General features: G+C 52.6%; 27 protein-coding genes and 1 other RNA gene. 18 read left to right on the top strand and 10 right to left on the bottom strand.

Annotated features, from left to right (window positions below; all coding sequences use genetic code 11):
• Window positions 1-86: 86 nt before the first annotated feature.
• The 6 genes from clpX (at window position 87) to FY046_RS08955 (ending at window position 7,475) form a co-directional block, all read left to right on the top strand.
• Entirely contained in the window at window positions 87-1,361 is a 1,275-nt protein-coding gene (gene clpX / locus FY046_RS08980; protein WP_167864066.1) for an ATP-dependent protease ATP-binding subunit ClpX, read from the top strand.
• A 189-nt stretch (window positions 1,362-1,550) separates the two neighbouring features.
• Window positions 1,551-3,905, top strand: coding sequence for an endopeptidase La (gene lon / locus FY046_RS08975; RefSeq protein WP_133845773.1), 2,355 nt, complete (start codon window positions 1,551-1,553; stop codon window positions 3,903-3,905).
• Between the two features lie 224 nt (window positions 3,906-4,129).
• Entirely contained in the window at window positions 4,130-4,402 is a 273-nt protein-coding gene (gene hupB, locus FY046_RS08970; RefSeq protein ID WP_062744954.1) for a nucleoid-associated protein HU-beta, read from the top strand.
• 222 nt (window positions 4,403-4,624) lie between these two features.
• On the top strand, window positions 4,625-6,496 hold the full coding sequence (ppiD, locus tag FY046_RS08965) for a peptidylprolyl isomerase (protein ID WP_133845772.1): 1,872 nt from the start codon (window positions 4,625-4,627) through the stop codon (window positions 6,494-6,496).
• 139 nt (window positions 6,497-6,635) lie between these two features.
• On the top strand, window positions 6,636-6,965 hold the full coding sequence (locus tag FY046_RS08960; protein WP_133845771.1) for a ComEA family DNA-binding protein: 330 nt from the start codon (window positions 6,636-6,638) through the stop codon (window positions 6,963-6,965).
• A 111-nt stretch (window positions 6,966-7,076) separates the two neighbouring features.
• Complete coding sequence (locus FY046_RS08955; protein WP_337707281.1) at window positions 7,077-7,475, top strand: acyl-CoA thioesterase; 399 nt, start codon at window positions 7,077-7,079, stop codon at window positions 7,473-7,475.
• A gap of 30 nt (window positions 7,476-7,505) precedes the next feature.
• Here the strand turns inward: FY046_RS08955 and queC are convergent, their stop codons facing one another.
• On the bottom strand, window positions 7,506-8,201 hold the full coding sequence (gene queC, locus FY046_RS08950; RefSeq protein WP_133845769.1) for a 7-cyano-7-deazaguanine synthase QueC: 696 nt from the start codon (window positions 8,199-8,201) through the stop codon (window positions 7,506-7,508).
• A 69-nt stretch (window positions 8,202-8,270) separates the two neighbouring features.
• The gene (locus FY046_RS08945) at window positions 8,271-9,971 is read right to left on the bottom strand and encodes an SgrR family transcriptional regulator (RefSeq protein ID WP_133845768.1); all 1,701 of its coding nucleotides are present in this window, start codon (window positions 9,969-9,971) and stop codon (window positions 8,271-8,273) included.
• 103 nt (window positions 9,972-10,074) lie between these two features.
• Between FY046_RS08945 and cof the strand changes: the two genes are divergently transcribed.
• Window positions 10,075-10,893: an HMP-PP phosphatase gene (gene cof, locus FY046_RS08940; protein WP_171148931.1), complete on the top strand. Its 819-nt coding sequence runs from the start codon at window positions 10,075-10,077 to the stop codon at window positions 10,891-10,893.
• Between the two features lie 49 nt (window positions 10,894-10,942).
• Here cof and FY046_RS08935 read toward each other — a convergent pair whose 3' ends face one another.
• Window positions 10,943-11,872: a DMT family transporter gene (locus tag FY046_RS08935; RefSeq protein ID WP_374760139.1), complete on the bottom strand. Its 930-nt coding sequence runs from the start codon at window positions 11,870-11,872 to the stop codon at window positions 10,943-10,945.
• Between the two features lie 105 nt (window positions 11,873-11,977).
• Between FY046_RS08935 and FY046_RS08930 the strand changes: the two genes are divergently transcribed.
• The 5 genes from FY046_RS08930 to amtB all read left to right on the top strand — a co-directional run bounded on the left by FY046_RS08930 (window position 11,978) and on the right by amtB (window position 17,939).
• Complete coding sequence (locus FY046_RS08930; RefSeq protein WP_133845766.1) at window positions 11,978-12,451, top strand: Lrp/AsnC family transcriptional regulator; 474 nt, start codon at window positions 11,978-11,980, stop codon at window positions 12,449-12,451.
• Between the two features lie 24 nt (window positions 12,452-12,475).
• Window positions 12,476-14,251, top strand: coding sequence for a SmdA family multidrug ABC transporter permease/ATP-binding protein (locus FY046_RS08925; RefSeq protein ID WP_167864069.1), 1,776 nt, complete (start codon window positions 12,476-12,478; stop codon window positions 14,249-14,251).
• On the top strand, window positions 14,244-16,007 hold the full coding sequence (locus tag FY046_RS08920; protein WP_133845764.1) for a SmdB family multidrug efflux ABC transporter permease/ATP-binding protein: 1,764 nt from the start codon (window positions 14,244-14,246) through the stop codon (window positions 16,005-16,007). The genes FY046_RS08925 and FY046_RS08920 overlap by 8 nt, the downstream gene beginning before the upstream one ends.
• A 272-nt stretch (window positions 16,008-16,279) precedes the next feature.
• Window positions 16,280-16,618, top strand: coding sequence for a P-II family nitrogen regulator (glnK, locus tag FY046_RS08915; protein WP_007886947.1), 339 nt, complete (start codon window positions 16,280-16,282; stop codon window positions 16,616-16,618).
• Between the two features lie 19 nt (window positions 16,619-16,637).
• Window positions 16,638-17,939: an ammonium transporter AmtB gene (gene amtB / locus FY046_RS08910; protein WP_171148780.1), complete on the top strand. Its 1,302-nt coding sequence runs from the start codon at window positions 16,638-16,640 to the stop codon at window positions 17,937-17,939.
• A gap of 94 nt (window positions 17,940-18,033) precedes the next feature.
• Here the strand turns inward: amtB and tesB are convergent, their stop codons facing one another.
• Window positions 18,034-18,894 (bottom strand): acyl-CoA thioesterase II, encoded by an 861-nt coding sequence (gene tesB / locus FY046_RS08905; protein ID WP_133845762.1) that lies wholly within the window; start codon window positions 18,892-18,894, stop codon window positions 18,034-18,036.
• A gap of 225 nt (window positions 18,895-19,119) precedes the next feature.
• Here tesB and FY046_RS08900 point away from each other — a divergent pair, with 225 nt between their 5' ends.
• Complete coding sequence (locus FY046_RS08900) at window positions 19,120-19,677, top strand: YbaY family lipoprotein (RefSeq protein WP_133845761.1); 558 nt, start codon at window positions 19,120-19,122, stop codon at window positions 19,675-19,677.
• Window positions 19,678-19,706: 29 nt separating this feature from the next.
• On the opposite strand, the gene FY046_RS08895 is transcribed toward FY046_RS08900, so the two are convergent.
• Window positions 19,707-20,021 carry an MGMT family protein gene (locus FY046_RS08895; protein WP_133845785.1) on the bottom strand — a complete coding sequence of 105 codons (315 nt, stop codon included), beginning with the start codon at window positions 20,019-20,021 and terminating at the stop codon, window positions 19,707-19,709.
• A 133-nt stretch (window positions 20,022-20,154) separates the two neighbouring features.
• On the opposite strand from FY046_RS08895, the gene ffs reads away from it, so the two are divergent.
• An RNA gene (ffs, locus tag FY046_RS08890) (signal recognition particle sRNA small type) lies at window positions 20,155-20,251 on the top strand.
• Between the two features lie 59 nt (window positions 20,252-20,310).
• Here ffs and FY046_RS08885 read toward each other — a convergent pair.
• The 3 genes from FY046_RS08885 to FY046_RS08875 form a co-directional block, all read right to left on the bottom strand.
• Entirely contained in the window at window positions 20,311-20,529 is a 219-nt protein-coding gene (locus FY046_RS08885; RefSeq protein WP_133845760.1) for an HHA domain-containing protein, read from the bottom strand.
• Window positions 20,530-20,558: 29 nt separating this feature from the next.
• The gene (gene tomB / locus FY046_RS08880; protein WP_133845759.1) at window positions 20,559-20,939 is read right to left on the bottom strand and encodes an Hha toxicity modulator TomB; all 381 of its coding nucleotides are present in this window, start codon (window positions 20,937-20,939) and stop codon (window positions 20,559-20,561) included.
• 147 nt (window positions 20,940-21,086) lie between these two features.
• Window positions 21,087-21,440, bottom strand: a complete 354-nt coding sequence (locus FY046_RS08875; protein ID WP_133845758.1) for a hypothetical protein — start codon at window positions 21,438-21,440, stop codon at window positions 21,087-21,089.
• 286 nt (window positions 21,441-21,726) lie between these two features.
• Between FY046_RS08875 and FY046_RS08870 the strand changes: the two genes are divergently transcribed.
• Genes FY046_RS08870 through FY046_RS08855 form a run of 4 tightly spaced genes read left to right on the top strand, consistent with a single transcriptional unit; the run spans window position 21,727 to window position 24,282 of the window.
• Window positions 21,727-21,852 carry a hypothetical protein gene (locus FY046_RS08870; RefSeq protein WP_259151068.1) on the top strand — a complete coding sequence of 42 codons (126 nt, stop codon included), beginning with the start codon at window positions 21,727-21,729 and terminating at the stop codon, window positions 21,850-21,852.
• Window positions 21,852-22,541 (top strand): metal ABC transporter ATP-binding protein, encoded by a 690-nt coding sequence (locus FY046_RS08865; protein ID WP_133845757.1) that lies wholly within the window; start codon window positions 21,852-21,854, stop codon window positions 22,539-22,541. The genes FY046_RS08870 and FY046_RS08865 overlap by 1 nt, the downstream gene beginning before the upstream one ends.
• Window positions 22,538-23,401 carry a metal ABC transporter permease gene (locus FY046_RS08860; protein WP_133845756.1) on the top strand — a complete coding sequence of 288 codons (864 nt, stop codon included), beginning with the start codon at window positions 22,538-22,540 and terminating at the stop codon, window positions 23,399-23,401. The genes FY046_RS08865 and FY046_RS08860 overlap by 4 nt, the downstream gene beginning before the upstream one ends.
• 2 nt (window positions 23,402-23,403) lie before the next feature.
• Window positions 23,404-24,282, top strand: coding sequence for a metal ABC transporter substrate-binding protein (locus tag FY046_RS08855; RefSeq protein WP_133845755.1), 879 nt, complete (start codon window positions 23,404-23,406; stop codon window positions 24,280-24,282).
• A gap of 114 nt (window positions 24,283-24,396) precedes the next feature.
• On the opposite strand, the gene ykgO is transcribed toward FY046_RS08855, so the two are convergent.
• Window positions 24,397-24,540, bottom strand: a complete 144-nt coding sequence (ykgO, locus tag FY046_RS08850; protein WP_012442195.1) for a type B 50S ribosomal protein L36 — start codon at window positions 24,538-24,540, stop codon at window positions 24,397-24,399.
• A gap of 9 nt (window positions 24,541-24,549) precedes the next feature.
• Window positions 24,550-24,810 carry a type B 50S ribosomal protein L31 gene (locus tag FY046_RS08845; protein WP_133845754.1) on the bottom strand — a complete coding sequence of 87 codons (261 nt, stop codon included), beginning with the start codon at window positions 24,808-24,810 and terminating at the stop codon, window positions 24,550-24,552.
• Window positions 24,811-24,950: the final 140 nt, after the last annotated feature.

The following is a 24,950-nucleotide window of genomic DNA, read 5'->3' as shown; positions in this document are numbered from 1 at the left end:
ATCGGACTTTTACTCCCAATTACAGCGGGAAATGGGCTATATTAAGGACTGGTACGCGTAAATTAAGTAAGGCATGAGGTTAACTGATGACAGATAAGCGCAAAGACGGTTCAGGTAAACTGCTGTACTGCTCTTTTTGCGGCAAAAGCCAGCATGAAGTGCGTAAGCTGATTGCCGGCCCGTCAGTCTACATCTGCGATGAATGTGTCGACTTATGTAACGACATTATTCGCGAAGAGATCAAAGAAGTTGTGCCACATCGTGAGCGCAACTCACTGCCCACGCCGCACGAAATCCGCCACCACCTCGATGACTACGTTATCGGCCAGGAGCGGGCGAAGAAGGTGCTGGCAGTGGCGGTGTATAACCACTACAAGCGCCTGCGCAACGGCGACACCAGCAACGGTATTGAGCTGGGGAAAAGTAACATTCTGCTGATTGGCCCGACCGGTAGCGGTAAAACCCTGCTGGCCGAAACGCTGGCCCGCCTGCTGGACGTCCCGTTCACCATGGCCGATGCCACCACGCTGACCGAAGCCGGTTACGTGGGCGAGGATGTGGAAAACATCATTCAGAAGCTGCTGCAGAAGTGTGACTACGACGTGCAGAAAGCGCAGCGCGGGATTGTCTACATCGATGAGATCGACAAGATTTCACGCAAGTCAGACAACCCGTCTATCACCCGAGATGTCTCCGGTGAAGGCGTGCAGCAGGCGCTGCTGAAGCTGATCGAAGGCACGGTGGCGGCAGTTCCTCCGCAGGGCGGGCGCAAGCATCCGCAGCAGGAGTTTTTGCAGGTGGATACCTCGAAAATTCTGTTTATCTGCGGCGGTGCGTTTGCCGGCCTGGATAAAGTGGTGTCACAGCGCGTGGATACCGGCACCGGTATCGGTTTTGGCGCATCGGTGAAGGGCAAGTCTGAGAAAGCGACAGAAGGCGAGCTGCTGGCACAGGTGGAGCCGGAAGATCTGATCAAGTTTGGTCTGATCCCGGAGTTCATCGGCCGTCTGCCGGTGGTGGCGACGCTGACGGAGCTGAGTGAAGATGCGTTAATTCAGATCCTGCGTGAGCCGAAAAATGCGCTGACCAAGCAGTATCAGGCGCTGTTCAATCTGGAAGGCGTGGAGCTGGAGTTCCGTGAGGAAGCATTGACGGCGATTGCCAAAAAGGCAATGTCACGCAAAACGGGTGCCCGCGGGCTGCGTTCTATCGTGGAAGGCGCACTGCTGAACACCATGTACGACCTGCCGTCGATGGATGACGTCGAGAAAGTGGTGATCGATGAATCGGTCATTGGTGGTGAGAGCGAGCCGATGCTGATTTATGGCAAGCCCGAAGCACAGCAGGCGTCTGGCGAATAAATAACCAAATCATTCCAGTCAGTTATCGAAAAGGGGGAAAATGTTCCCCCTTTTACTTTTCTCGTTACCCCAACATTGAATCTATTCCGTTCATCCCCATATACTCAGATACCTGTGGGTCAAACTGCACTTTTTCTGGATGATGCGGTTCCCCTTACCCTGGCGGAAATTAAACTAAGAGAGAGCTCTATGAATCCTGAGCGTTCTGAACGCATTGAAATCCCTGTGTTACCGTTGCGTGACGTAGTGGTTTATCCGCACATGGTCATTCCGTTGTTTGTTGGTCGTGAAAAATCAATTCGCTGCCTTGAAGCCGCCATGGATCATGACAAAAAGATCATGCTGGTCGCTCAGAAAGAAGCTTCAACGGATGAACCTGGCATCAACGATCTCTTCTCAGTCGGGACTGTTGCCTCTATTTTGCAAATGCTGAAACTCCCCGACGGCACCGTTAAAGTGCTGGTTGAAGGTTTACAGCGTGCACACATCACCACCTTATCCGATAACGGCGACCACTTTACTGCCCAGGCAGAGTACCTGGAGTCGCCTGAAATTGAAGAGCGTGAGCAGGAAGTGCTGGTGCGTACGGCGATCAATCAGTTTGAAGGCTATATCAAGCTGAACAAAAAGATCCCCCCAGAAGTCCTGACCTCACTGAACAACATCGATGATGCTGCCCGTCTGGCAGATACCGTTGCTGCCCATATGCCGCTGAAACTGGCTGATAAACAGTCTGTTCTGGAAATGTCAGATATCAACGAGCGTCTGGAATACCTGATGGCGATGATGGAGTCGGAGATTGACCTGTTACAGGTTGAGAAACGCATCCGTAATCGTGTCAAAAAGCAGATGGAAAAAAGCCAGCGTGAGTACTATCTGAATGAGCAGATGAAGGCCATTCAGAAAGAACTGGGCGAAATGGACGATGCGCCGGATGAAAACGAAGCGCTGAAACGCAAAATCGATGCGGCAAAAATGCCGAAAGAAGCGCGTGATAAAACGGAAGCTGAGCTGCAGAAGCTGAAAATGATGTCGCCGATGTCTGCCGAAGCCACCGTTGTACGTGGTTATATTGACTGGATGGTTCAGGTGCCATGGAATGCACGTAGCAAGGTGAAGAAAGATCTGCTGAAGGCGCAAGAAACGCTGGATATGGACCACTTCGGCCTTGAGCGCGTCAAAGACCGCATCCTGGAATATTTGGCAGTACAGAGCCGCGTCAGCAAAATCAAAGGCCCAATCCTGTGCCTGGTAGGGCCTCCTGGCGTGGGTAAAACCTCGCTGGGGCAGTCCATCGCCAAAGCCACTGGCCGTAAATATGTGCGTATGGCATTGGGTGGGGTACGTGATGAAGCAGAAATCCGTGGTCACCGTCGTACCTATATCGGTTCCATGCCGGGCAAACTGATCCAGAAGATGGCAAAAGTTGGCGTTAAAAACCCACTTTTCCTGCTGGATGAAATTGACAAAATGTCTTCGGATATGCGCGGTGATCCGGCATCTGCTCTGTTAGAAGTACTTGATCCAGAACAGAATATTGCCTTTAACGATCACTATCTGGAAGTAGATTACGATCTCTCCGATGTGATGTTTGTCGCAACGTCTAACTCGATGAACATTCCAGCCCCCTTGCTGGACCGTATGGAAGTGATTCGCCTGTCGGGTTACACCGAAGATGAAAAACTCAATATCGCCAAACAGCACCTGCTGTCGAAGCAGATTGAGCGTAATGCACTGAAGAAAAATGAACTGACCGTGGACGATAGCGCCATTGTTGGCATTATTCGCTATTACACTCGTGAAGCGGGCGTGCGTAGCCTTGAACGCGAATTGTCCAAGCTGTGCCGCAAAGCCGTCAAAACGCTGCTGATGGACAAATCCATTAAACACATCGAAATTAACGGCGATAACCTCAAAGATTATCTCGGCGTGCAGCGCTTCGATTATGGCCGTGCCGATAGCGAAAACCGCGTAGGCCAGGTGACTGGTCTGGCATGGACGGAAGTTGGGGGCGATCTGCTGACCATTGAAACCGCCTGTGTGCCGGGTAAAGGCAAGCTGACCTATACGGGGTCACTGGGCGAAGTGATGCAGGAATCCATCCAGGCGGCGCTGACGGTGGTGCGTGCTCGTGCAGAGAAACTGGGCATCAACGCTGACTTCTATGAGAAGCGTGATATCCACGTTCACGTGCCTGAAGGGGCAACGCCGAAAGATGGTCCAAGTGCCGGTATTGCAATGTGCACCGCGCTGGTTTCGTGTCTGACCGGTAACCCGGTGCGTGCAGACGTGGCGATGACGGGCGAAATTACGCTGCGTGGTCAGGTTCTGCCGATTGGTGGTTTGAAAGAAAAACTGCTTGCCGCACACCGTGGTGGCATCAAGACGGTCTTAATCCCGGACGAGAACAAGCGCGATCTGGAAGAAATTCCGGATAACGTGATTGCCGACCTGGAGATTCATCCGGTGAAACGCATTGAAGAAGTATTAGCCCTGGCCCTGCAAAATGCCCCGTATGGCATGCAGGTTGTTACGGCAAAATAGTGATTTAAGGCAAACTCACTGTAAAACTAAGGCTGGTAAGTGAATTGGTGCTTGCCAGCTTTTTTTTGTGCCGCTAAGTTAGGATGCTGTTAAGCCAGTGACGGCAAAGGTTGCGGGTTGCTGAGGCTCAACAAGCTCGGGCTAAACAGCCATAACAAATCACGCACGTACGTGTCCGGCAGAAAGCCTGTTCACGGTGTAAAAATAAAAGAGGGGATGAGTGAGTGAATAAGTCACAGTTGATCGACAAAATTGCTGCAAACGCCGATATTTCTAAAGCTGCAGCGGGACGTGTATTAGATGCTTTTATCGGTTCAGTTACTGAATCTCTGCAGGCTGGCGATGAAGTTGCGCTGGTCGGCTTCGGTACTTTCTCCGTGCGTGAACGCGCCGAGCGTACCGGCCGTAACCCGCAAACCGGCAAAGAAATTACTATCGCAGCGGGTAAAGTACCTGGCTTCCGTGCCGGTAAAGCGCTGAAAGACTCTGTAAATTAAGTGCATTAAGCCGCCGCAGGAGCAGATTTCTTCGGCGTATTGAGGATCGCCAACGCGTTCTCATGTAACATACGGGGCACATCAGCGACTTGATGTGCCTTTTTTTATGTTTCAATGACAAACGCGTGCTGCGGTTGTCTAAAATGGCTAAGTGCGTCCTCGGGAACGCGGGACGGCAGCGCAAGGTTTTACATTCACACTACAGCGGAGTGTTGTCACACCATGATGGACAATTTACGCGCGGCGTCGAACCATGTCGTGCTCAAAATTATACTGGGCCTGATCATCCTGTCTTTTGTCCTTACCGGCGTAGGCGGGTATCTGACAGGCGGTTCCGGTGATTACGCAGCCAAAGTCAACGGCCAGGAAATCAGTCGTGCACAGCTTGAACGTGCTTTCAGCAGCGAACGTGCGCGTCAGCAGCAGATGCTGGGCGAACAGTTCTCGGCTCTGGCAGGTAACGAAGGTTACATGCAGCAGATCCGTCAACAGGCGCTCTCACAGCTGATTGATGAACTGTTACTGGACCAGTATGCCAAAGATATCGGCCTGGCCATCAGTGACGAGCAAATCAAACAGGCCATCTTTACTCAGCCTGCGTTTCAGACTGAGGGTAAATTTGATAATGCCAAGTACATGGGCATCATTAATAACATGGGCTTCTCTGCCGATCAGTATGCTGAAGCCCTGCGTAAGCAACTGACCACTCAGCAGCTTATCCAGTCCGTTACTGGAACAGATTTTGTGCTGGCTAATGAAACCGATTCTCTGGCGGCACTGGTTTCTCAGCAGCGTCTGGTGCGTGAAGTGACGATTAACGTCAACGCGCTGGTGGCAAAGCAAACCGTGACCCCGGAAGAGATCAACAACTACTACCAGCAGAACAAAAATAGCTTTATGACGCCTGAGCAGTTCCGCGTTAGCTACATCAAACTGGATGCGGCGAGCATGCAGCAACCGGTGAGCGAGAGCGACATCCAGAGCTGGTACGATCAACATCAGCAGGATTACACCCAGCCGCAGCGCAATCGCTACAGCATCATTCAGACCAAAACTGAAGCCGAAGCGCAGTCAGTACTGGATGCACTGAAGAAGGGCGGTGATTTTGCTGCTCTGGCGAAAGAGAAATCATCTGATCCTATTTCTGCCCGCAACGGTGGTGATATGGGCTGGCTTGAACCGGCCACCACGCCGGATGAGCTGACGAATGCAGGCCTGAAAGAGAAAGGTCAGTTATCGGGTGTGATCTCGTCATCGGTTGGCTTTATCGTGGCTCGTCTGGATGACATTCAGCCTGAAAAAATCAAAGCGCTGGCAGAAGTGCATGATGATATTGCCGCAAAAGTGAAGCAGGAAAAAGCGGTCGACGCTTACTACAAACTGCAGCAGAAAGTGAGCGATGCCGCAAGTAACGATAACGAGTCTCTGGCCAGTGCTGAGCAGGTTGCCGGTGTTAAAGCTGTTGAAACAGGCTGGTTTGGTCATGACAGCCTGCCTGCCGAGCTGAACTTTAAAGCCGTACAGGATGCGATCTTCAGCGGTAATCTGGTGGGTGGAAACGGTACGCCGGGAAGTAATTCAGACATCATCACCGTTGATGGTGACCGTGCCTTTGTGCTGCGCATCAGCGAACACAAGCCGGAAGCCGTGAAAGCACTGAATGAAGTGACTGCACAGATTACCGATACCCTGAAGCAGCAGAAAGCACAGCAGGAAGCGAAAGCACAGGCTGACAAACTGCTGGCTGAACTGAAAGCAGGCAAAGGTGATGAAGCTCTGAAAGCGGCAGGCCTGACCTTTGGTGCACAGCAGACGCTGTCACGTACCGGTCAGGATGCGCTGTCTCAGGCAGCCTTTACCCTTCCTCTGCCATCAGAAGGTAAACCTTCATTCGGTGTCAGTGAAGATGCGCAGGGCAACGTCGTCGTGATGGCACTTGATAAAGTGCAGCAGGGCACCATGCCTGAAGCGCAGAAGCAGGCTCTGGTTCAGGGCATTACGCAGAACAATGCACAGCTGGCTTTCGCAGCCATGTTGAGCAACCTGCGTAAGGACGCCAAAATCAAATACGGTGCCGCCGCTCAAGCACAGTAAGCCTCGCAGTTCTACTGCAACTGCTTGCAACACAAAAGGCCGCTTATGCGGCCTTTTCCATTTTTGAAAACAGCCGTTTGCCGGTGTGGCGGTGGGGCGTTAGGGTAGCGTTGCTGTCAAACACATGGAGGAAAACAGCATGATTAATCGTACCTTACAGGCTCTCTCGCTCGCTCTGGCCATCGGACTGACGTTGCCCATCAGTGTCAGTGCCGCTCCCACTGCTGCACCTGCCACTAAAATGGCGCCTGCGAAAGTGCCGGCTGAAAATGCAGCGCAGGTCAGTATCAATAGCGCCAGCGCCCAGGAATTAATGGCGGTGATGAACGGCGTTGGGATAAAAAAGGCGGAGTCTATTGTCAGTTATCGAGAGAAATATGGCCCCTTCACCGATCTCGAGCAATTAAAGGAAGTGCCTGGCATGGGTAACACGTTGGTGGAACGGAATATTGCGAATCTTAAATTGTGATCTGCATCCAGGGTCGGCAAGTCTTACTGCAAGTCGATCTGTCTGACTGCTAATATTGATGAGGTCATACCAGTTGGTGTGGCCTTTTTTTATGACAGAGGACGCAGCACGATGCAGACCACCATTAAAGTACGCGGCTACCATCTGGATGTTTATCAGCATGTGAACAATGCCCGCTACCTTGAGTTCCTTGAAGAAGCCCGCTGGGCCTGGCTGGAAGAGAGCGAGGCGTTTCACTGGATGAATAAGCTCGGCATGGCGTTTGTGGTGGTGAATATCAATATCAATTATCGCCGCCCGGCGGTCATGGGGGATGTACTGGTTATCGACAGTCAACTGATGACACTGGGGGGGAAGAGTGGCGTCATTGATCAGCGGGTTTCCCTGCAATCTGATGGCAGTGCCATCGCCGATGCATTGCTCACCTTTGTCTGCATCGATCTGAACTCGAAGAAAGCCCTGCCGCTGGAGGGCGAACTTCGGTTGCAGCTGGAAACCATTAATCAGTAGGAGCGAGAGATACGTCGCTCCTGGAAGAAATCAAACCAGTCCGGTTTTGGTTTTCATTGCCTGCATAACGGCAGCCGTGTTTTGCTGGTAGTCATGCAGGCCGTTGGCACGCAGATGACAGGCGGCACATTCACCACAACCATCACCCTGAATGCCGTTATAACAGGTCAGTGTCTGGTGACGAATCAGAGGGAGTTGCTGCCAGTAATCTGCCAGTGCCCAGGTTTCCGCTTTATTCAGCCACATCAGCGGCGTTTCGAAACGGATATCCCGCGCCATACCGAGGTTAACCGCATGGTTCAGTGCTTTAACAAATTCGTCACGGCAGTCGGGATAGCCGGAGAAGTCTGTCTCACAGACGCCAGTGATCACCGCTTCGGCCTCAATCTGGTAAGCATAGATTGCTGCGAAGGTTAAAAACAGGATATTACGGCCTGGTACAAAGGTGCTTGGCAGGCCACTGGCTGTCGGGTCGTAAGCCGGGACCGGGATGTTATCGCGTGTCAGGCTACTGACAGCCAGCTCGTTGAGCATGGTCACATCCAGCACTTTGTGCGCGCGGGCGCCCAGCGATAGTGACAGTGTCCGGGCAACGTCGATTTCCGCACGGTGACGTTGGCCGTAATCAAAAGTCACGCAGTGTACTTCGTCGTACTGCTGTAAGGCCTGAATCAGACAGGTTGTTGAGTCCTGTCCACCGCTGAATACCACCACTGCACGTTTCATACTTAATCTTTCCCGGTTAGTTTCTGCCAGCTATGGTAATACCTTGCCACACAGAAAGGTATCCCCTCTTCAGACGATGTCGACGGGCGGCGGTATCCACGCACGGGAGAAATCAAACCAGCCCCAGGCGTTTAATCGTATGCCTTCAACATCCGGCGGTGCACTGACCTGATAACGATAGTTAAACAGCGGGGTGATCACCGCATCCAACATCAGTTGCTGGTACAACGTTTTTAACCGCTGGTGGCGTTGCTCCAGATCCGGGTAACGCTGCAGGTCATCTAACTGTGTCAGCAGCATTTTCCAACCTGCGGCACCGGATAATATCGGCCACATCGGGTCGAGCCGCAGCCAGCTCTCCAGCGTAAACATCGGCGCTTCGCCAATTAGCCTGTCGCCCATAATCAGGTCAGCCTGTGCAAGTAACGGATAATCTTGCCAGTTTTTTTGTGGATGAAAATGCAGCGTCAACTGACATCCCTGAGTGGCAAGCAGTTGCTGAAGCTTTGCCGCCATAGCGTGCAGCTCCACCGGCAGGTGGTAGTGCAAGCTAAGTTGTGCAGGCAGGATGATATCGGGTTCGGGTTGCCAGTCAGGTATGTGCCAGCCCGGCAGCATTTCACTGCTGGGCGTGATGAGTCCTTCTTCTAATGGCAGCTGTTCAATAATGCCGGACTGATGTACCAGCGACATAATGTGCCGGGCCTGAGCGGGCGAGAGCCCCGCGCGTTCACCTATCGCCAGATAACAGAATCCGAGGCTGATACGCTGGCTAACCGGTTGAAGGGCTTTTAAATCCTGCTGCGCACCAATGGCGATCTGAACAGGATGGCGGCAGCTGGTGCCCAGTCCGGGGTCGAAAAGCTGTGGTGCAATCCAGTATTCAATCGCCTGCATTAGTGGATGTGTAGCGTGATACCAGCCGTGACTTTCCAGACGCAGCAAAGCAGGCGAATTGACCATCAACCGCCACGGCCCGGTGCCAATATCCGGATTATCCGGGTGCGGCAGCAGGCAGGGGACACTTGCCAGACGATGTGCCAGCCAGTTGTCCTGCGTATGCAGATCGATGCGCACGCACAGTGCATGGGCCTGGATAACCGTTTTGACGCTGGACAGCAGACGCTGACCGACCGGGCTGTCCAGGATCATGAGTAGCCGTTGTTGCAGTTGCCCGGTGGTGACCGCTTCGCCATGATGCCAGCGCAACTGCGGGCGCAAAAAAAAGAACCAACTCAGGCCATCATCACTGACTTGCCAGTGATGGGCCAGATCCGGCACGGCGTCATCTCCTGACAGGCGGCTTAATCCGGCAAAGACCTGCTGGGCCAGATGCTGTTCAGCACGGCCGGGCTGCATAAGCGGGCGCAGGGGGTCAAGCGAGCGGTAATAGGGAATACGTAACGTTGGCTGGTTGTTCTGCCATTGTCCGCCCATAAAAGGCTGGAGGAGCTGACTGAGTTGCTCCGGGGCCAGAGGCACAAGTTGCAGAGCGTGTTGTGGATGGCCGTTATCGAGCTGCTGCAACATCAGTTCACTGCGCAGCGTGGCGGGAGATTGCAGAAAGGTCAGAAGGCCACGTTTTCCACGCCCGGATGAGGCATGCCACGTCAGCCAGCCGCATGACTGCCACTGGCGCAGCAGGGTGCGTATATGCCGCTCACTGCAAAAACAGCACTGAGCGATATCAGCGACACTGGTTGACTGAGGTTGCCCGGCGCTGTGTTGCCACAAACGCTGATACTGGTTCAAACGATTGAGTTGTCTCATCTCACCTTAAACCCGGAACAGTTTAAAAAAAGTATTCACTATTAGTTCCGTAAATGCCAGAGGATACTCAGTGCAGATGAAAAACCCATCAACCGGAGAGAAAATGGTGCGTCTTGCTGCATTTGATATGGATGGTACGTTGCTGATGCCTGACCATCAGTTGGGGCAACAAACCCTGCTCAGTTTGCGCGCGCTCCAGGCGCACCCGGTACAGCTCACTTTTGCCACCGGGCGTCACTTTATGGAGATGCAGCCGCTCATGCGGAATTACGATCTGCCGGCTTTTCTTATCAGTGGTAACGGCACACGTATTCATGATCCGTTCGGTGAGCTGCTTTATGCCAGCGATTTGCCACCGGCGGTGGCAAGGCGGGTGATCCATAGCCACTGGGATACGCGTGCCAGCCTTCACGTTTTTAACGACAGCGGCTGGTTTACTCACGACGAGCTCCCGGAGATTTTACAAGCCCATCAGCTGTCTGATTTCTGTTATCAGGTCATTGATCTGCGTACTCTTCCCGAACACCAGGTGACTAAAGTCTGCTTTATCGCTGATTATCAGGAGCTGTGCGCGCTAAAAATTCAGCTGCGCGAGGCTCTGGGAAACAGCGCTCACCTCTGTTTTTCCGCGCAGGATTGTCTCGAAGTACTGCCTCTGGACTGTAACAAAGGGGCGGCGCTGGCACATCTGACTGCGAGGCTCGGCGTGTCGATGGCGGAGTGCATGGCGTTTGGTGATGCAATGAACGATCTGGAGATGCTGGGGCGCGTGGGTCACGGTTTCGTTATGCGCAATGCGATGCATGAACTGAAATCACAACTGCCCCATTTACCGGTTATTGGCGATTGTGCGACACAGGGCGTGTCTCATTACCTCAACCACTGGCTTACCACACCACACCTGGTCTATTCCCCCGAATAATCAGTTCATTGGTCAGTGTGCCGGACAAGGATGTCCGGCTTTTTCGTTTTTAACGGCGCAAGACGGGATTTGCCACCCGTGAAGGCGGGTGGCTTCGCGCACCACGATACAGTGTGAGTAAAATCCCCAGTAAAAATGGCAACAGCAGTAGTAACGATTCGCGGCTGATACTACTGCCATTGATTTCACTTTCCAGCGTGATGGCGATCAGCGGGAACACCAGAAAAACCAGTGATGCCTGAAACGGCCGGGCGACCTGCTGCAAAGCAAAGTAGGCCAGAATACCGCCCACGCCAGCGACGACACCCAAATAAGCGATAGCCAGCAGCGCCTGCGGAGCAAAGGTAGTGACATCGGGAGCTTCCGTCAGCCCTGCCAGCGTCAGTATTAATCCCGCACCGAGGCAGGGCAGCGCGTTGTAGCTCAGCACTGAAATTCCGCCACAGCGCTTTTTACACTGAACGTACATCACTGCGTGAATAAGCACGGCAGCGACCAGGGCCAGAATTCCACGTATCTGGCTTTCGCCGCTGTCGCGGGTTTCATGCCACAGGATCGTGCTTAATGCGCCAAGACTGATGGCCAGCCCGAGCAGCTGTTGACGCGAGGTTCGTTCGCGCAGAAACAGCAGGGAAGCCGCGAGGACGGCGGCGGGCATGGTAGCAAAGATAATCGCCGCCAGGCTGGAAGAGGTATAGCGTTCGCCATAGATCATCAGCGTAAATGGAATGGCGAAATAGAACAGCATAACGCAGAGTTGAAAACTTCGCTGGCCTGCCGGAAACAATAGCGGGGCTTTTTTATAACGCGCCAGCAGCAGGAGCAGCGGGGCGGCGCAGAGAAAGCGCAGACCGGTGGCAAAGACAGGGGGAACGGTAGCAACGGTCATTTTCATCGCCATCCATGTGGTCCCCCATGTGAGAGCTACGGCGCTGAATAAAGCTATGATCAACAGGTTACGGTAAGTGTTGGTATGCATCATGGTCATCCCTGAATGAGCTAATGGTGAGTCACCAGATTAACCAAACGGCAGGGGAAAAGGTTGCTATAATAGTGCTGCATTTTTGGCTTGTAGGAGAAAATTTTGCTACCAATACCGCTGGATAAAAAAGATCGCTTGCTGTTAAACCTGCTCCAGCAGGATTGCACGCTCTCTCTGCAGGCGCTGGCTGATGCCGTCAGCCTGACCACCACTCCCTGCTGGAAGCGCTTGAAAAGACTGGAGGATGAAGGCTATATTCGCGGCCGGGTTGCTTTACTCGATGGTGAAAAGCTTGGACTGAGTCTTACCGCCTTTGTTCTAATCAAAACTCAGCAGCACAGCAGCCTGTGGTATCAGCAATTTGTTGATGTGGTACAGGCGATGCCGGAAGTCATGGGTTTCTACCGGATGGCCGGAGAGTATGACTATCTGCTGCGCGTGCAGGTTGCAGATATGAAAAGCTACGATGGTTTTTACAAACGGTTGGTGAACGGCGTACCGGGTCTGATCGATGTCACTTCGAGTTTTGCGATGGAAGAGATAAAATACACCACCGCTTTGCCGGTTGCCCTTTAACCAGCCGATAATCAGGACATTTTTTTGCGACTTTTTAGCCAACTAAGCTGGTATTTTTTGCGCGAATGGCGCCGCTATCTCGGTGCGGTTTTGCTGTTAATCGTGATTGCCTTGCTGCAACTCCTGCCACCACATGTGGTGGGAAAGATCGTCGATGGCGTCAGTCGCGATGGGATGAGCAACGGCCAACTGATGATGTGGGTTGGCGTGATGCTGGCTACGGCAATCATCGTCTATTTATTGCGTTATGTCTGGCGCGTGCTGTTGTTCGGTGCCTCCTATCAGTTGGCGGTAGAACTGCGTGAAGATTTTTATCGCCAGCTCAGCCGTCAGCACCCCGGATTCTATTTACGCCATCGTACCGGTGATCTGATTGCCCGTGCCACTAACGATGTTGACCGGGTGGTGTTCGCGGCAGGCGAAGGCGTACTGACGCTGGTGGATTCACTGGTGATGGGCATGGCCGTACTGATTGTGATGAGTACCCAGATTAGCGGTACCTTAACCCTGCTTGCCCTGTTACCGATGCCGATCATGGCGCTGGTGATCAAACGTTACGGCGACCAGTTACATCATCGCTTTAAGCTAGCCCAGGCTGCTTTCTCCTCGCTAAACGACCAGACGCAGGAAAGCCTGAGCAGCATCCGTATGATTAAAGCCTTCGGGCTGGAAGATCATCAGTCAGGCCAGTTTGCGGCGATTGCTAAAGACACCGGAGAGAAGAATCTGCGCGTGGCGCGGGTGGATGCACGCTTCGATCCGACGATCTACATCGCTATTGGCATGTCAAATCTGCTGGCGATTGGCGGCGGCAGCTGGATGGTCTGGCACGGCACAATGACCCTCGGGCAGCTCACCAGCTTTGTCATGTATCTGGGGCTGATGATCTGGCCCATGCTGGCGCTGGCGTGGATGTTTAATATTGTCGAGCGTGGCAGCGCCGCCTGGACACGAATCCAGGCATTGTTAGCAGAAGCGCCTGCCGTGGTTGATGGAGACAAACCGTTGCCAGAGGGGCGCGGCCTGTTGCAGATTTCGGTGCGGGAGTTTTGTTACCCCGGGGCGCAGCAACCTGCGTTGCGTAATCTGAAGGTTCAGGTTAATCCAGGGCAAATGCTGGGGCTTTGTGGCCCAACGGGATCGGGTAAAAGCACTTTACTCAGTTTGATCCAGCGTCACTTCGATATTGATCAGGGCGATATTCGTTACCACGATATCCCTCTGCCGCAGTTGCAGCTCGATGGCTGGCGTAGCCGACTGGCGGTAGTCAGTCAGACGCCATTCCTGTTCTCCGACAGCGTCGCTAACAATATTGCGCTGGGGTGTCCTGGTGCAACGCAAAGTGAGATTGAGCACGCTGCACAGCTTGCCTTTGTTCATGACGACATTTTACGGCTCCCTGAGGGCTATCAAACTGAAGTGGGCGAACGTGGTGTGATGCTGTCGGGTGGGCAGAAACAACGTATCTCCATTGCCCGGGCATTGCTGCTGAATGCCGAGATTCTGGTGCTGGATGATGCCCTCTCTGCGGTAGATGGCCGCACTGAACACCAAATCCTGCATAACCTGCGCAGTTGGGGCGAAGGACGTACGATTATTATCAGCGCTCATCGTCTCTCTGCCCTGACCGAGGCCAGTGAAATTCTGGTCCTGCAACACGGGCAGGTTGCGCAGCGTGGCGATCATGAGCAACTGGCCGCCGCTTCAGGCTGGTATCGCGATATGTACCGTTACCAACAGCTGGAAGCGGCACTGGACGACGATGAAGATGAAACAGAACAGGGAGCTGCGCATGGCTAATGTCACTCAATTGTGGCCAACCATTAAACGGCTGCTCTCCTACGGTGCGCCGTGGCGTAAGTCCCTGAGCCTGGCCGTGCTGATGCTGTGGGTGGCCGCTGCCGCCGAAGTGTTGGGACCTGTTTTAGTCAGCTACTTTATCGACAATATGGTGGCAAAACACCGTATGCCTGTTGGACTGGCCGCTGGCCTTGTAGTCAGTTTTCTGCTGTTGCAACTGTTGGCGGCGGCGCTGCATTATTGTCAGGCACTGTTATTTAATCAGGCCGCCGTTGGCGTGGTACAGCGCCTGCGTACTGATGTGATGGATGCTGCACTTCGCCAGCCTTTGGGCGCATTTGATACCCAGCCGGTCGGGCAGATTATTTCGCGTGTTACCAATGATACCGAGGTGGTACGTGATCTCTACGTGACCGTTGTTGCCACTGTATTGCGCAGTGCAGCGCTGGTGGGGGCGATGCTGGTGGCGATGTTCAGTCTTGACTGGCGCATGGCGCTGGTTGCCATCACCATTTTCCCGGCGGTACTGATCGTTATGCTGATTTACCAGCGTTACAGCACGCCGATTGTGCGCCGGGTGCGCAGCTATCTGGCAGAAATCAATAACGGCTTCAATGAAGTCATCAATGGCATGAGTGTGATCCAGCAGTTTCGCCAGCAGGCTCGTTTCGGTGAACGTATGGGGGAGGCCAGCCGCTCTCATTATATGGCGCGTATGCAGACGCTAAGGCTGGATGGTTTTCTCCTGCGACCGCTGCTCAGCCTGTTTTCTGCCATGATCCTGTGCGGATTGATGATGCTGTTCGGTTTTTCTTCTGTAGGGTCGATTGAGGTCGGCGTGTTATATGCCTTTATCAACTACCTCGGGCGCCTGAATGAGCCGCTAATCGAACTGACGACCCAGCAATCGATGCTGCAACAGGCGGTGGTGGCGGGTGAGCGTATCTTTGAACTGATGGATGCGCCACGTCAGCCATATGGCGATGACAACACGCCACTTGCCAGCGGCAGTATCGATATTCGTGATGTGACCTTTGCTTATCGCACTGGCCGCCCGGTGTTAACGGATATTAACCTGTCTGTGCCATCGCGCCATTTTGTCGCGCTGGTCGGGCACACCGGCAGTGGAAAAAGTACGCTCGCTAACCTGCTAATGGGGTATTACCCGCTCAGCCAGGGCGAGATCAAACTGGACGGACGTCCACTCGCCTCCCTCAGCCATGCCGCGTTGCGGGGGAGTGTGGCGATGGTACAACAGGATCCAGTGGTGCTGGCCGATACTTTCTTTGCCAATGTCACGCTGGGACGGGATATTAGCGAGGATGCCGTCTGGCAGGCGCTGGAAACGGTACAGCTGGCGGCACTGGCACGTGAGTTACCTGAAGGGATCCATACGCGCTTAGGGGAGCAGGGCAATAATCTCTCCGTTGGACAGAAACAGCTGTTGGCAATGGCGAGGGTGCTGGTGGCCACACCTCAGATCCTGATCCTGGATGAAGCGACCGCGAATATCGATTCCGGTACGGAACAGGCTATCCAGAAAGCCCTGCAGATCGTGCGTCAGCGTACTACGCTGGTGGTGATTGCTCACCGACTGTCAACCATCACCGAAGCCGATACCATTATGGTATTGCACCGTGGGCAGGCAGTGGAGCGTGGCAGCCATCAGCAACTGCTGGCTGCACAAGGGCGCTACTGGCAGATGTACCAACTACAACTTGCGGGTGAGGAGCTGGCAGTGGCAGAGAGCAGCTAAATCGCTGCCGTTGCGCTGCACCAAATTCAGGCGAATAACCACTCAATAACCCTACAAATGCACCGCTCTAACGCATAGCGCACCTTTCTGGTGCGTTTTTTCTATGCTCCTTTCTGTGCCTTTCTTTTCTCTGTGATCTGCGTCTCAGCTACGACTCAGACCAGCTCTGACTAATCGTCTGAAAAATTCAGATTTTTAAACTCTGGCACAGCCTTTGCTTTAATCATTTCGTGTCGCTGAAACAACCTATTTTTTTACCTGGAGGGGATCGTATGAAGCTGGTTACCGTGGTAATCAAACCGTTCAAACTGGAAGACGTGCGTGAAGCACTGTCGTCAATCGGCATTCAGGGTCTGACCGTCACTGAAGTCAAAGGCTTCGGCCGCCAGAAAGGGCATGCAGAACTGTATCGCGGTGCTGAATACAGCGTGAACTTCCTGCCAAAAGTAAAAATTGATATTGCTATTGCTGACGACCAGCTTGATGAAGTGGTTGATGTGATTAGTAAAGCGGCCTACACAGGCAAAATTGGTGACGGGAAGATCTTCGTTGCAGAACTGCAACGTGTCATCCGTATTCGCACCGGCGAAACTGACGAAGCAGCACTGTAATTCGGGGCTCAGAATTGTGATGGGATGGGACAAAATGAAAAAACTCGCTAAGTTAGGCCTCGCCGGTGTTGCTCTTTTACCGTCGCTGGCAATGGCCGCTGCTCCTGCAGTAGCCGACAAAGCTGATAACGCCTTTATGATGATCTGCACCGCGCTGGTGCTGTTTATGACAATCCCTGGTATTGCATTGTTCTACGGCGGCCTGATTCGCGCCAAGAACGTGCTGTCGATGCTGACTCAGGTTGCCATGACCTTCGCGATGGTCTGTGTGCTGTGGATGGTTTACGGCTACTCACTGGCGTTCAGCGAGGGCAACGCCTTCTTCGGTAGCTTCAACTGGGCAATGCTGAAAAATATCACCCCTACTGCGGTGATGGGGTCTTACTATCAGTACATCCACGTGGCGTTCCAGGCATCCTTCGCCTGTATCACCGTGGGTCTGATTGTCGGTTCCATCGCAGAACGTATTCGTTTCTCTGCATTGTTGATCTTCGTTGTAATCTGGCTGACCTTCGCTTACCTGCCAATTGCACACATGGTATGGGCAGGCGGCTTCCTGGCGGCTGACGGCGCGCTGGACTTTGCGGGCGGTACTGTTGTTCACATTAACGCCGCGGTAGCAGGCCTGGTGGGTGCTTACCTGGTGGGTAAACGTGCTGGTTTCGGTAAAGAAGCTTTCAAACCCCATAACCTGCCGATGGTGTTCACCGGTACGGCTATTCTGTACTTTGGCTGGTTCGGCTTCAATGCAGGTTCTGCCAGCGCTGCTAACGAAATCGCGGGTCTGGCCTTCCTCAACACCGTGATTGCTACAGCAGGTGCGATGCTGAGCTGGACCTTCGGTGAGTGGGCGCTGCGCGGTAAGCCATCTCTGCTGGGCGTCAGCTCTGGCGTGATTGCCGGCCTGGTGGCTATCACCCCAGCCTGCGGCTATGTGGGTGTGGGCGGTGCACTGATTATTGGTTTGGTTGGTGGATTAGCCGGTCTCTGGGGTGTGACCATCCTGAAGAAATGGCTGCGTGTTGATGACCCTTGTGATGTGTTCGGTGTTCACGGTGTGTGCGGTATCGTAGGCTGCATCCTGACCGGCGTATTTGCCTCCTCTTCACTGGGCGGCGTGGGTTATGCCGAAGGCGTCACCATGGGCCATCAGGTCTGGGTACAGCTGTTCAGCGTCGGTCTGACCATCGTCTGGACTGCGGTTGTTGCCTTCATCGGTTTCAAAGTTGCCGATATGATTGTGGGCCTGCGTGTTCCGGAAGATCAGGAGCGTGAAGGTCTGGACGTCAATAGCCATGGCGAGAATGCTTACAACCAGTAAGTGATTGCTGTGCTGAAGGCTGAAGAAAAGTAGTGCGCTAAAAAATAATAAAAGACGAAGCGGGCCATCATGGCCCGCTTTTTTATGCCTCTGATTACGAACGCTGGCGGATCACCCCTTCCTGCACCGTCGATGCCACCAGCACACCCTGCTGGTTCCAGAACTCACCGCGCACAAAACCACGGGCACTGGAGGCAGAAGTGCTCTCTACGCTGTACAGCAGCCATTCGTTGAGGTCAAAGGGACGGTGGAACCACATCGAGTGGTCAATGGTGGCGACTTGCATACCTGGCTCCAGAAAACCTTTTCCGTGAGGCTGCAATGAAACAGGCAGGAAGTTGAAGTCAGACGCATAGCCCAGCAGATACTGATGAATGCGTTTATCCTCCGGCATGCTGCCGTTGGCGCGTAGCCAGGTATAGCGGGCGGGTTTACTGACATGTCCTTTGAGTGGGTTATGGAACTCCACCGGGCGGATCTCAAAGGGTTTTTCGGATAAAAACTTATCACGAGCCTTCTCTGGAATGTATTGCGCCAGTTGGCGAGCAATGTCTGTCTCAGAGGGCAAGTTATCCGGCCCTGGAACCTCAGGCATTGTTTTCTGATGTTCAAAGCCGCTTTCTGGCCCCTGGAATGAAGCCGTCATATAAAAAATGGGCTTGCCGTTCTGCACGGCTTTTACCCGGCGGGCGCTAAAGCTCTGGCCATCGCGCAGATTTTCCACATCATAAATGATCGCTTTCTGGCTATCGCCCGGGCGCAGGAAATAGCTATGGAAGGAGTGGATAATGCGATCCTGTGGAACGGTTTGTTTGGCCGCATACAACGCCTGGCCGACCACCTGTCCACCAAACACCTGGCGCAAACCCAGATCTTCGCTCTGCCCACGAAACAGACCCTCTTCCAGCGTCTCCAGGTCCAGAAGATTTAACAAGTTTTGTAACGCCTGGCCCATATTCTGTTCCTCAATAGTTTTATCGCCACCAGTTTGCGAGATCCGACCAGTTAGCGTCAACGACTGTTTATGCGATCTGTGTGGGAAGCTGATAAAGCCAGACTTGCGGTGCTTCCAGGAAAAAATCAGCAACTTGTGCCAGAATTAAAGCTACGCAGACAGTAAAAACTGTCTTTGTGCGGCGAAGTGACTGCCGTAAGCATTGATCGGAAGGAGAAACTATCAATGAAATTTTGGCATGTATTAAGTGGTGCGGCGCTGGTTGTAGCAATTTCAGGCTGTGCTGATAAAAGCAAAGATGTGCCGACGCCGACGCTCGGCTCCCAGGTGGCGGGCCAGCAGACGACGATGAAACAGCCTAACGTGAGCGGTACAGTATGGATCCGCCAAAAGGTGGCTCTGCCGCCGGATGCGGTACTGACAGTGACACTGTCGGATGCTTCGCTGGCGGATGCACCATCGAAGGTGCTATCCCAGCGTGCTGTTCGTACTGAAGGTAAGCAGGCGCCTTTCAAGTTTACCTTGCCGTTTAATCCGGCAGACATTCAACCCAATGCACGCATTCTGCTGAGTGCCGCCGTGACGGTCGACGGTAAAATGCTGTTTATTACTGATACGGTGAAGCAGGTAGTGACCACGGGTGGAACACATCAGGATCTGACATTGGTGCCAGTACCTTCCGTTGCCGTGCCAACGCAGAGCGGAGCCGCCACGACGGTGCCATTAACATCGCCAACGCAGGTTTCCCCTTCTTCTGCCGTACCGGCACCCACCTCACTGTAACGTAGTTTTACGCCCCGAAAGGGGCGTTATCATGGTTGCCAGCGATAACGTTTAAGATCGACCTTTCCTTCCTGGGAGACTTCAATCCCTTCGTCTATTAGTGCTCTGCGCTGTCGACCGAGATCGTCCCCCACCAGCGAGATTTCTCCTTTACGGTTAATCACGCGATACCAGGGAAGTTTACTCCCCGCAGGCAGGCGTTTCAGTACGCCTCCAACCTGACGTGCGGCACGAGGAGAACCGGCTAGCTGAGCGATTTCACCGTAAGTGGTCACATAGCCAAAAGGAATGGCGGCGACAATAGTGTAGATGCGTTGTTGAAAGCTATCGTCTTCGAAGGTCATGGTGTTCCGTACCGGGGAAATAAACTGCAGATCGTGCAAGAAACCAACGGTCATCCCGGGGTTGCTTGCAATTGGCAGGGGCATCATTGATAATGCCTGCGCTCTGGTTACCCAGGGCACTCAATGGGGGCCCGGTTGGTTCTCCCGCAATGCTAATTTGTGAACTCGGTCAGATCCGGAAGGAAGCAGCCGTAACAGATGACGCGTGTGCCGGGATGTAGCTGGCAGGGCCCCCACCCAATTCTGCCCTTACCAGCTTTTCCCGCCTGACTCAAACCAGCCACACTCATTAACGCACAAACTTCCAGACCGCTACCGGTATCTTGTCATAAAGCTTATTCATTGTGAGTTCCGCCAAACGGTGATCGGCAGCAGAATAAAATATGGCTAATTCGTCATCAGATAATTCGTACTTGTTCTTTTCAATCACGCGCTCAAGCGTGTCGATAGAACGACAACGTCTGAGGCGCATAAGATAATCAGTTTTCGTTAAAAGTTTGTCTGTCATTATTAAACCGTAGAAAAAGTAATGGGTTGCTAAAAGGAATGGCTGGCCTGGGTCCGACTTGTTGCACATTCTTCTGCAAAAATATTGAACAGCCTCTTTGCTGATTTCTGCCAGCGCTGTAAGTCCTGAGCATTAATGCCGTAATTACTGAACAACATGAAGGTGTCATCAAGATATTCATCAACCTGAGTTATCAGATCACTATCCTCAATGTGCTTAATTTTGTAATTCATCGTGAATGCCGCAATATGCTCAATCAGATCGTTAAGCTGTAGATTGGCAGCAGAGGTAGGATCATTAACCCAGCCGTGATGGCTGTCGCCTAACGTTGCAAGGCTTTCATCGTACAGGCTTTCACTCAAGAATTTAAGCTGGGCAATATCATGCCTTCTCGGCGAGTATTCGTCCATCTTTTTCCCCTCCTAAGCTTGCGAAACATGCTATTTGACTGCACTTTTAAACATGGTGTGCCAGGAAGTGATAAATACATCTCAACTAAATTTATCTATACAAAATATAACTAAAATTAAAATAAACGTTAGATGTTTGACTCATTATTACAATTCATCTGACATTGCATTACGATCGTTATCAATGAAATCAAACACCAGCGCATCTGCGTTCCAGCTAAAATTGACTGACTGGTTGGTTGTTTCAAACGTATCAATATCCAGGCAGGCATTGAACACGTTCCAGTGAAAACTATAGTTAAGTTTATAACGCGATTGCTCCAAATGTTCCAGGGAAATAATTCTGATACTGTCGGGAACATATCGCGCATTTGATGAATACCATTGAAGAGATCCCACAAGGTCATCTTCTATTTTGGGAATTATCTGTTGTATCTCTTGCATTAATTCTAGTGGATTAAGCTCGTCTTGACGATATTTTAACAGTAAGGTTTTGCGCATTTTTTCTCCACAGAGTTAATGTTTACTAATCAGGGTAATTGCTTCTGATGGTAAAATAGACCGCTGTATAAATGAAGTGTAGTCTATGGTGATGATTTGTCAGTTAATTATTTTGTCGCTAAATGCTCTGGTTGTCACTAGCGTAAAGACTTGTTGAGTTTTTTTAATATATATAGGGACATATTCCTTATCGTAAAGTGAAATACTTAGATACATTTTTGCTTTACCGTTACCGCTCGATTCGCGCTATTTTGTTGTTATGTTATAACATTAAAGTGTCATTTCCATGAATTCCTCCCCCGTGTTTTTACGTCTTGGCACATTGTTGAGTTGCCCGGCGTGGCTGCGCATGGTCCTCACCGCGCTGCTGGTGAGTCTGCTGGTTCTGCTAACCTGGTGGGCCATTATCTGATGATCGTACTCAATCAACTCGTTGTTGGCTATCAGCACCGTGCAGTGAGCCCCGTGCTGGGCGGTGAATTTGCCCGTGGCAGTATGACGGCGCTGGTCGGCGCAAACGGCTGTGGCAAGTCAACACTATTGAAAACCTTATGTGGGATGCTGCCTGCTGTCAGTGGCTCGGTCAGTTTTACCACGCCACGCCCTTCCATAGCCTGGCTGCCACAGCATTCTGACATTGAAAAAAGTTTTCCGCTTACGGTGTTTGATCTGGTGGTGATGGGGTTCTGGCGGCACTGCGGCTGGTTCAGAGGGATCTCCCGTCAGCAGCGTCAACAGGCTCTGTCGGCGCTGGATCGTGTCAACATGCTTCCCTTTGCGGAAGCGGCACCTGGGACCCTATCAGGGGGGCAACTCCAGCGTGTACTGTTTGCCCGACTGCTGGTGCAGGATGCGGAATTGCTGTTACTTGACGAACCCTTTAGCGGCGTTGATAGCGACACCATTGCGCTACTACTGGCATTGTTAGCAGAGCGCCATCACGCGGGCTGCACACTCATCGTCGTTCTGCATGATATGGCGACGGTGGCACAGCATTTTCCTCAGGTATTACGCCTGAAAGAACAGCACAGCGAGTGGTCATGCCGCGACTGTGGGGTGACCGGGCTGAACTTCGGACGCAGCGGAGGAGCCAGCGCATGATGTTGCTACACCCGTTTATTGAATTTGGTTTTATGCGTCGTGCGCTGGTTGCCTGTGTGGCGTTGTCTCTCAGTGCCACTCCGCTGGGAGTCTTTCTTTTACTACGCCGCATGAGCCTGGTCGGGGATGCGTTGTCCCACGCGGTTCTTCCCGGTGCGGCGATTGGCTATTTGCTTTCCGGTCTCTCACTGGTGGCGATGGGCATTGGTGGTGCCATTGCCGGACTGACGGTGGCGCTTTTATCAGGTGCAGTGAGTCGTTATACCCCTTTGCGCGAGGATGCCAGCTTTGCCGGTTTCTATCTCGGCTCACTGGCGCTGGGCGTTACGCTGGTGTCATTACGCGGTTCCAGCGTGGATCTGCTGCACGTGCTGTTTGGCTCGCTGCTGGCGGTGGATGTTCCCTCTATCGTGCTGGTCAGTACCATCAGTGGCGTTTCTCTGCTCATTTTTTCCCTGATCTATCGGCCGCTGGTGATTGACGCATTTGACCCCACTTTTTTGCGCGCTCAGAACCGTTGGGCCTCACCACTGGTTCACGGTATTTTCCTTGTACTGGTTGTAGTCAATCTGGTGGCAGGTTTTCAGGTCCTAGGCACGCTGATGAGTGTCGGGCTGATGATGCTGCCCGCTGCCAGCGCCCGTTTCTGGAGTCGGCATCTTTCCGGCACGCTGGCAGCTGCAATGCTACTGGCGACCCTCGCCAGCTTTGGCGGTCTGTACGCCTCATTTTATCTCTCATTACCCGCCGGGCCTGCTGTGGTGCTCAGTGCGGCAATTTTATTCTTTATTTCTATTTTAATCGGACCTTGCGGCGGAATTTTTTCCTCACGCAAAACATTGTCTATGGTGAAGGAGTAAGCATGAAGAAGTTACCTGTAGCGCTGGCATTATCAGCATTAATGGCCACCCCACTGGCGATGGCAAAAACAGTTGAGGCGGTAGCCAGCTTTACCGTGCTGGCTGATATTGTGAAAAATGTTGGCGGTGAGCATGTTGTCGTCAAAAGCCTGGTAGGGCCAAATGGCGATCCGCACAGCTTTGAACCAACGCCGAAAGACAGCCAGGCGCTTGCCCATGCTGATGTGGTTTTTGTGAGTGGCCTGGGGATGGAAGGGTGGATGGACCGCCTGATCACGGCATCTGGCTATAAAGGCCAGACTGTGGTGGCATCCAGTGGCATCAATACCCGTAAAATGGAAGAGGATGGACAGACTATTACCGATCCGCATGCATGGAACAGTATGCAGAATGGTGTGACCTATGCCACCAATGTGATGAATGCGCTGATTGCCGCTGATCCGGAGGATGCGGATTATTTCCGTCAACAGGGGAGCGCGTATATTGAGCAGCTGAAACAGCTGGATAGTTGGGCGCAGAAGGCGTTCAGTACGATCCCTCAAGAGAAGCGTAAGGTGCTGACCAGCCATGATGCGTTTGGTTATTTCGGCCAGCGTTATGGCGTGAAGTTCCTGTCGCCGGTGGGTTTCTCCACGGAGTCAGAAGCCAGCGCCTCTGATGTTGCCGGATTGATTACCCAGCTGAAGCACGAAAAAATCCACGTGTACTTTATTGAAAACCAGACCGACCCGCGCCTGGTGAAGCAGATTGCGGCCTCGGGTGGCGCCACATCAGGCGGAGAGCTTTATCCTGAGGCGTTGACTGCTCAGGGCGGTGCTGCTGACAGTTATGTCGCAGCGTTCAAACACAATGTGAATGCGATGGTCAACAGTATGAAGTAAACCGTGTGCCGGGTACGCCCGGCCACGGTAGTTTGGCTGATACTGTTGGTCGAAAAGATAAAAAAAGGGATAGCGCAAGCTATCCCCTTTGGCATGACGACATGGCTACAGCAATCAGCGTTTCTTTCCGCCCCGGCCCTGTACGGCTTTGAAGCGGGGGTTACTCTTACAAATGACAAATACACGGCCGTGACGGCGAACAATTTTGCAATCTTTGTGACGCTTTTTGGCCGAAGCCAGAGAACTTAATACCTGCATGATGGCTCCTTATTTTTTCATCGCGCCAAGAAAACCGCCAAAACGCTGGCTGAAGCGTGCTGCACTGCCTTCTTTAGCAAAATCTTTCTGTTTACCGGTGTAATAAACGTGTGAGGCAGAAGAGACGTCCAGCAGGACGTATGGCATCTCTTTGCCTTCGTGTTCGATTGTACGGTCAGTTTTGATGGTGGAACCCACCACAAAGTAAGCATCAGCCGTGGTGTCATGGAATACCACCTGGCGGTAAGCAGGATGAATACCCTGTTTCATTTTCTACCCTTAATGTAATGTTATACTATAACAATAGTATGCGCTGCCGCTTTTTAAATTGCAACCGCAGAAAGGGCAGGGAAATAGCAAAAAAAAGGCCGCCCGAAGGCAGCCTCTTATTCACATCAACTCAGCGTTGA

This window comes from Erwinia sp. 1181_3 (assembly GCF_052824965.1).
Note: the sequence above shows the minus strand (reverse complement) of the source record. Positions and strands in the feature narration are given on the sequence as shown.

Excerpts from the sequence above, each read along its gene's own strand:
- FY046_RS08855 (WP_133845755.1), top strand. The coding sequence starts at position 23,404 with ATGAAGAAGTTACCTGTAGCGCTGGCATTATCAGCATTAATGGCCACC.
- FY046_RS08920 (WP_133845764.1), top strand. The coding sequence starts at position 14,244 with ATGGCTAATGTCACTCAATTGTGGCCAACCATTAAACGGCTGCTCTCC.
- FY046_RS08875 (WP_133845758.1), bottom strand. The coding sequence starts at position 21,440 with ATGCGCAAAACCTTACTGTTAAAATATCGTCAAGACGAGCTTAATCCA.
- amtB (WP_171148780.1), top strand. The coding sequence starts at position 16,638 with ATGGGATGGGACAAAATGAAAAAACTCGCTAAGTTAGGCCTCGCCGGT.
- tomB (WP_133845759.1), bottom strand. The coding sequence starts at position 20,939 with ATGGACGAATACTCGCCGAGAAGGCATGATATTGCCCAGCTTAAATTC.
- FY046_RS08935 (WP_374760139.1), bottom strand. The coding sequence starts at position 11,872 with ATGCATACCAACACTTACCGTAACCTGTTGATCATAGCTTTATTCAGC.
- queC (WP_133845769.1), bottom strand. The coding sequence starts at position 8,201 with ATGAAACGTGCAGTGGTGGTATTCAGCGGTGGACAGGACTCAACAACC.
- FY046_RS08900 (WP_133845761.1), top strand. The coding sequence starts at position 19,120 with ATGAAATTTTGGCATGTATTAAGTGGTGCGGCGCTGGTTGTAGCAATT.
- clpX (WP_167864066.1), top strand. The coding sequence starts at position 87 with ATGACAGATAAGCGCAAAGACGGTTCAGGTAAACTGCTGTACTGCTCT.
- FY046_RS08895 (WP_133845785.1), bottom strand. The coding sequence starts at position 20,021 with ATGACCTTCGAAGACGATAGCTTTCAACAACGCATCTACACTATTGTC.
- FY046_RS08845 (WP_133845754.1), bottom strand. The coding sequence starts at position 24,810 with ATGAAACAGGGTATTCATCCTGCTTACCGCCAGGTGGTATTCCATGAC.
- FY046_RS08955 (WP_337707281.1), top strand. The coding sequence starts at position 7,077 with ATGCAGACCACCATTAAAGTACGCGGCTACCATCTGGATGTTTATCAG.
- lon (WP_133845773.1), top strand. The coding sequence starts at position 1,551 with ATGAATCCTGAGCGTTCTGAACGCATTGAAATCCCTGTGTTACCGTTG.
- FY046_RS08885 (WP_133845760.1), bottom strand. The coding sequence starts at position 20,529 with ATGACAGACAAACTTTTAACGAAAACTGATTATCTTATGCGCCTCAGA.
- FY046_RS08870 (WP_259151068.1), top strand. The coding sequence starts at position 21,727 with ATGAATTCCTCCCCCGTGTTTTTACGTCTTGGCACATTGTTGAGTTGC.
- glnK (WP_007886947.1), top strand. The coding sequence starts at position 16,280 with ATGAAGCTGGTTACCGTGGTAATCAAACCGTTCAAACTGGAAGACGTG.
- FY046_RS08860 (WP_133845756.1), top strand. The coding sequence starts at position 22,538 with ATGATGTTGCTACACCCGTTTATTGAATTTGGTTTTATGCGTCGTGCG.
- cof (WP_171148931.1), top strand. The coding sequence starts at position 10,075 with ATGGTGCGTCTTGCTGCATTTGATATGGATGGTACGTTGCTGATGCCT.
- FY046_RS08865 (WP_133845757.1), top strand. The coding sequence starts at position 21,852 with ATGATCGTACTCAATCAACTCGTTGTTGGCTATCAGCACCGTGCAGTG.
- FY046_RS08960 (WP_133845771.1), top strand. The coding sequence starts at position 6,636 with ATGATTAATCGTACCTTACAGGCTCTCTCGCTCGCTCTGGCCATCGGA.
- FY046_RS08945 (WP_133845768.1), bottom strand. The coding sequence starts at position 9,971 with ATGAGACAACTCAATCGTTTGAACCAGTATCAGCGTTTGTGGCAACAC.
- ykgO (WP_012442195.1), bottom strand. The coding sequence starts at position 24,540 with ATGCAGGTATTAAGTTCTCTGGCTTCGGCCAAAAAGCGTCACAAAGAT.
- tesB (WP_133845762.1), bottom strand. The coding sequence starts at position 18,894 with ATGGGCCAGGCGTTACAAAACTTGTTAAATCTTCTGGACCTGGAGACG.
- ppiD (WP_133845772.1), top strand. The coding sequence starts at position 4,625 with ATGATGGACAATTTACGCGCGGCGTCGAACCATGTCGTGCTCAAAATT.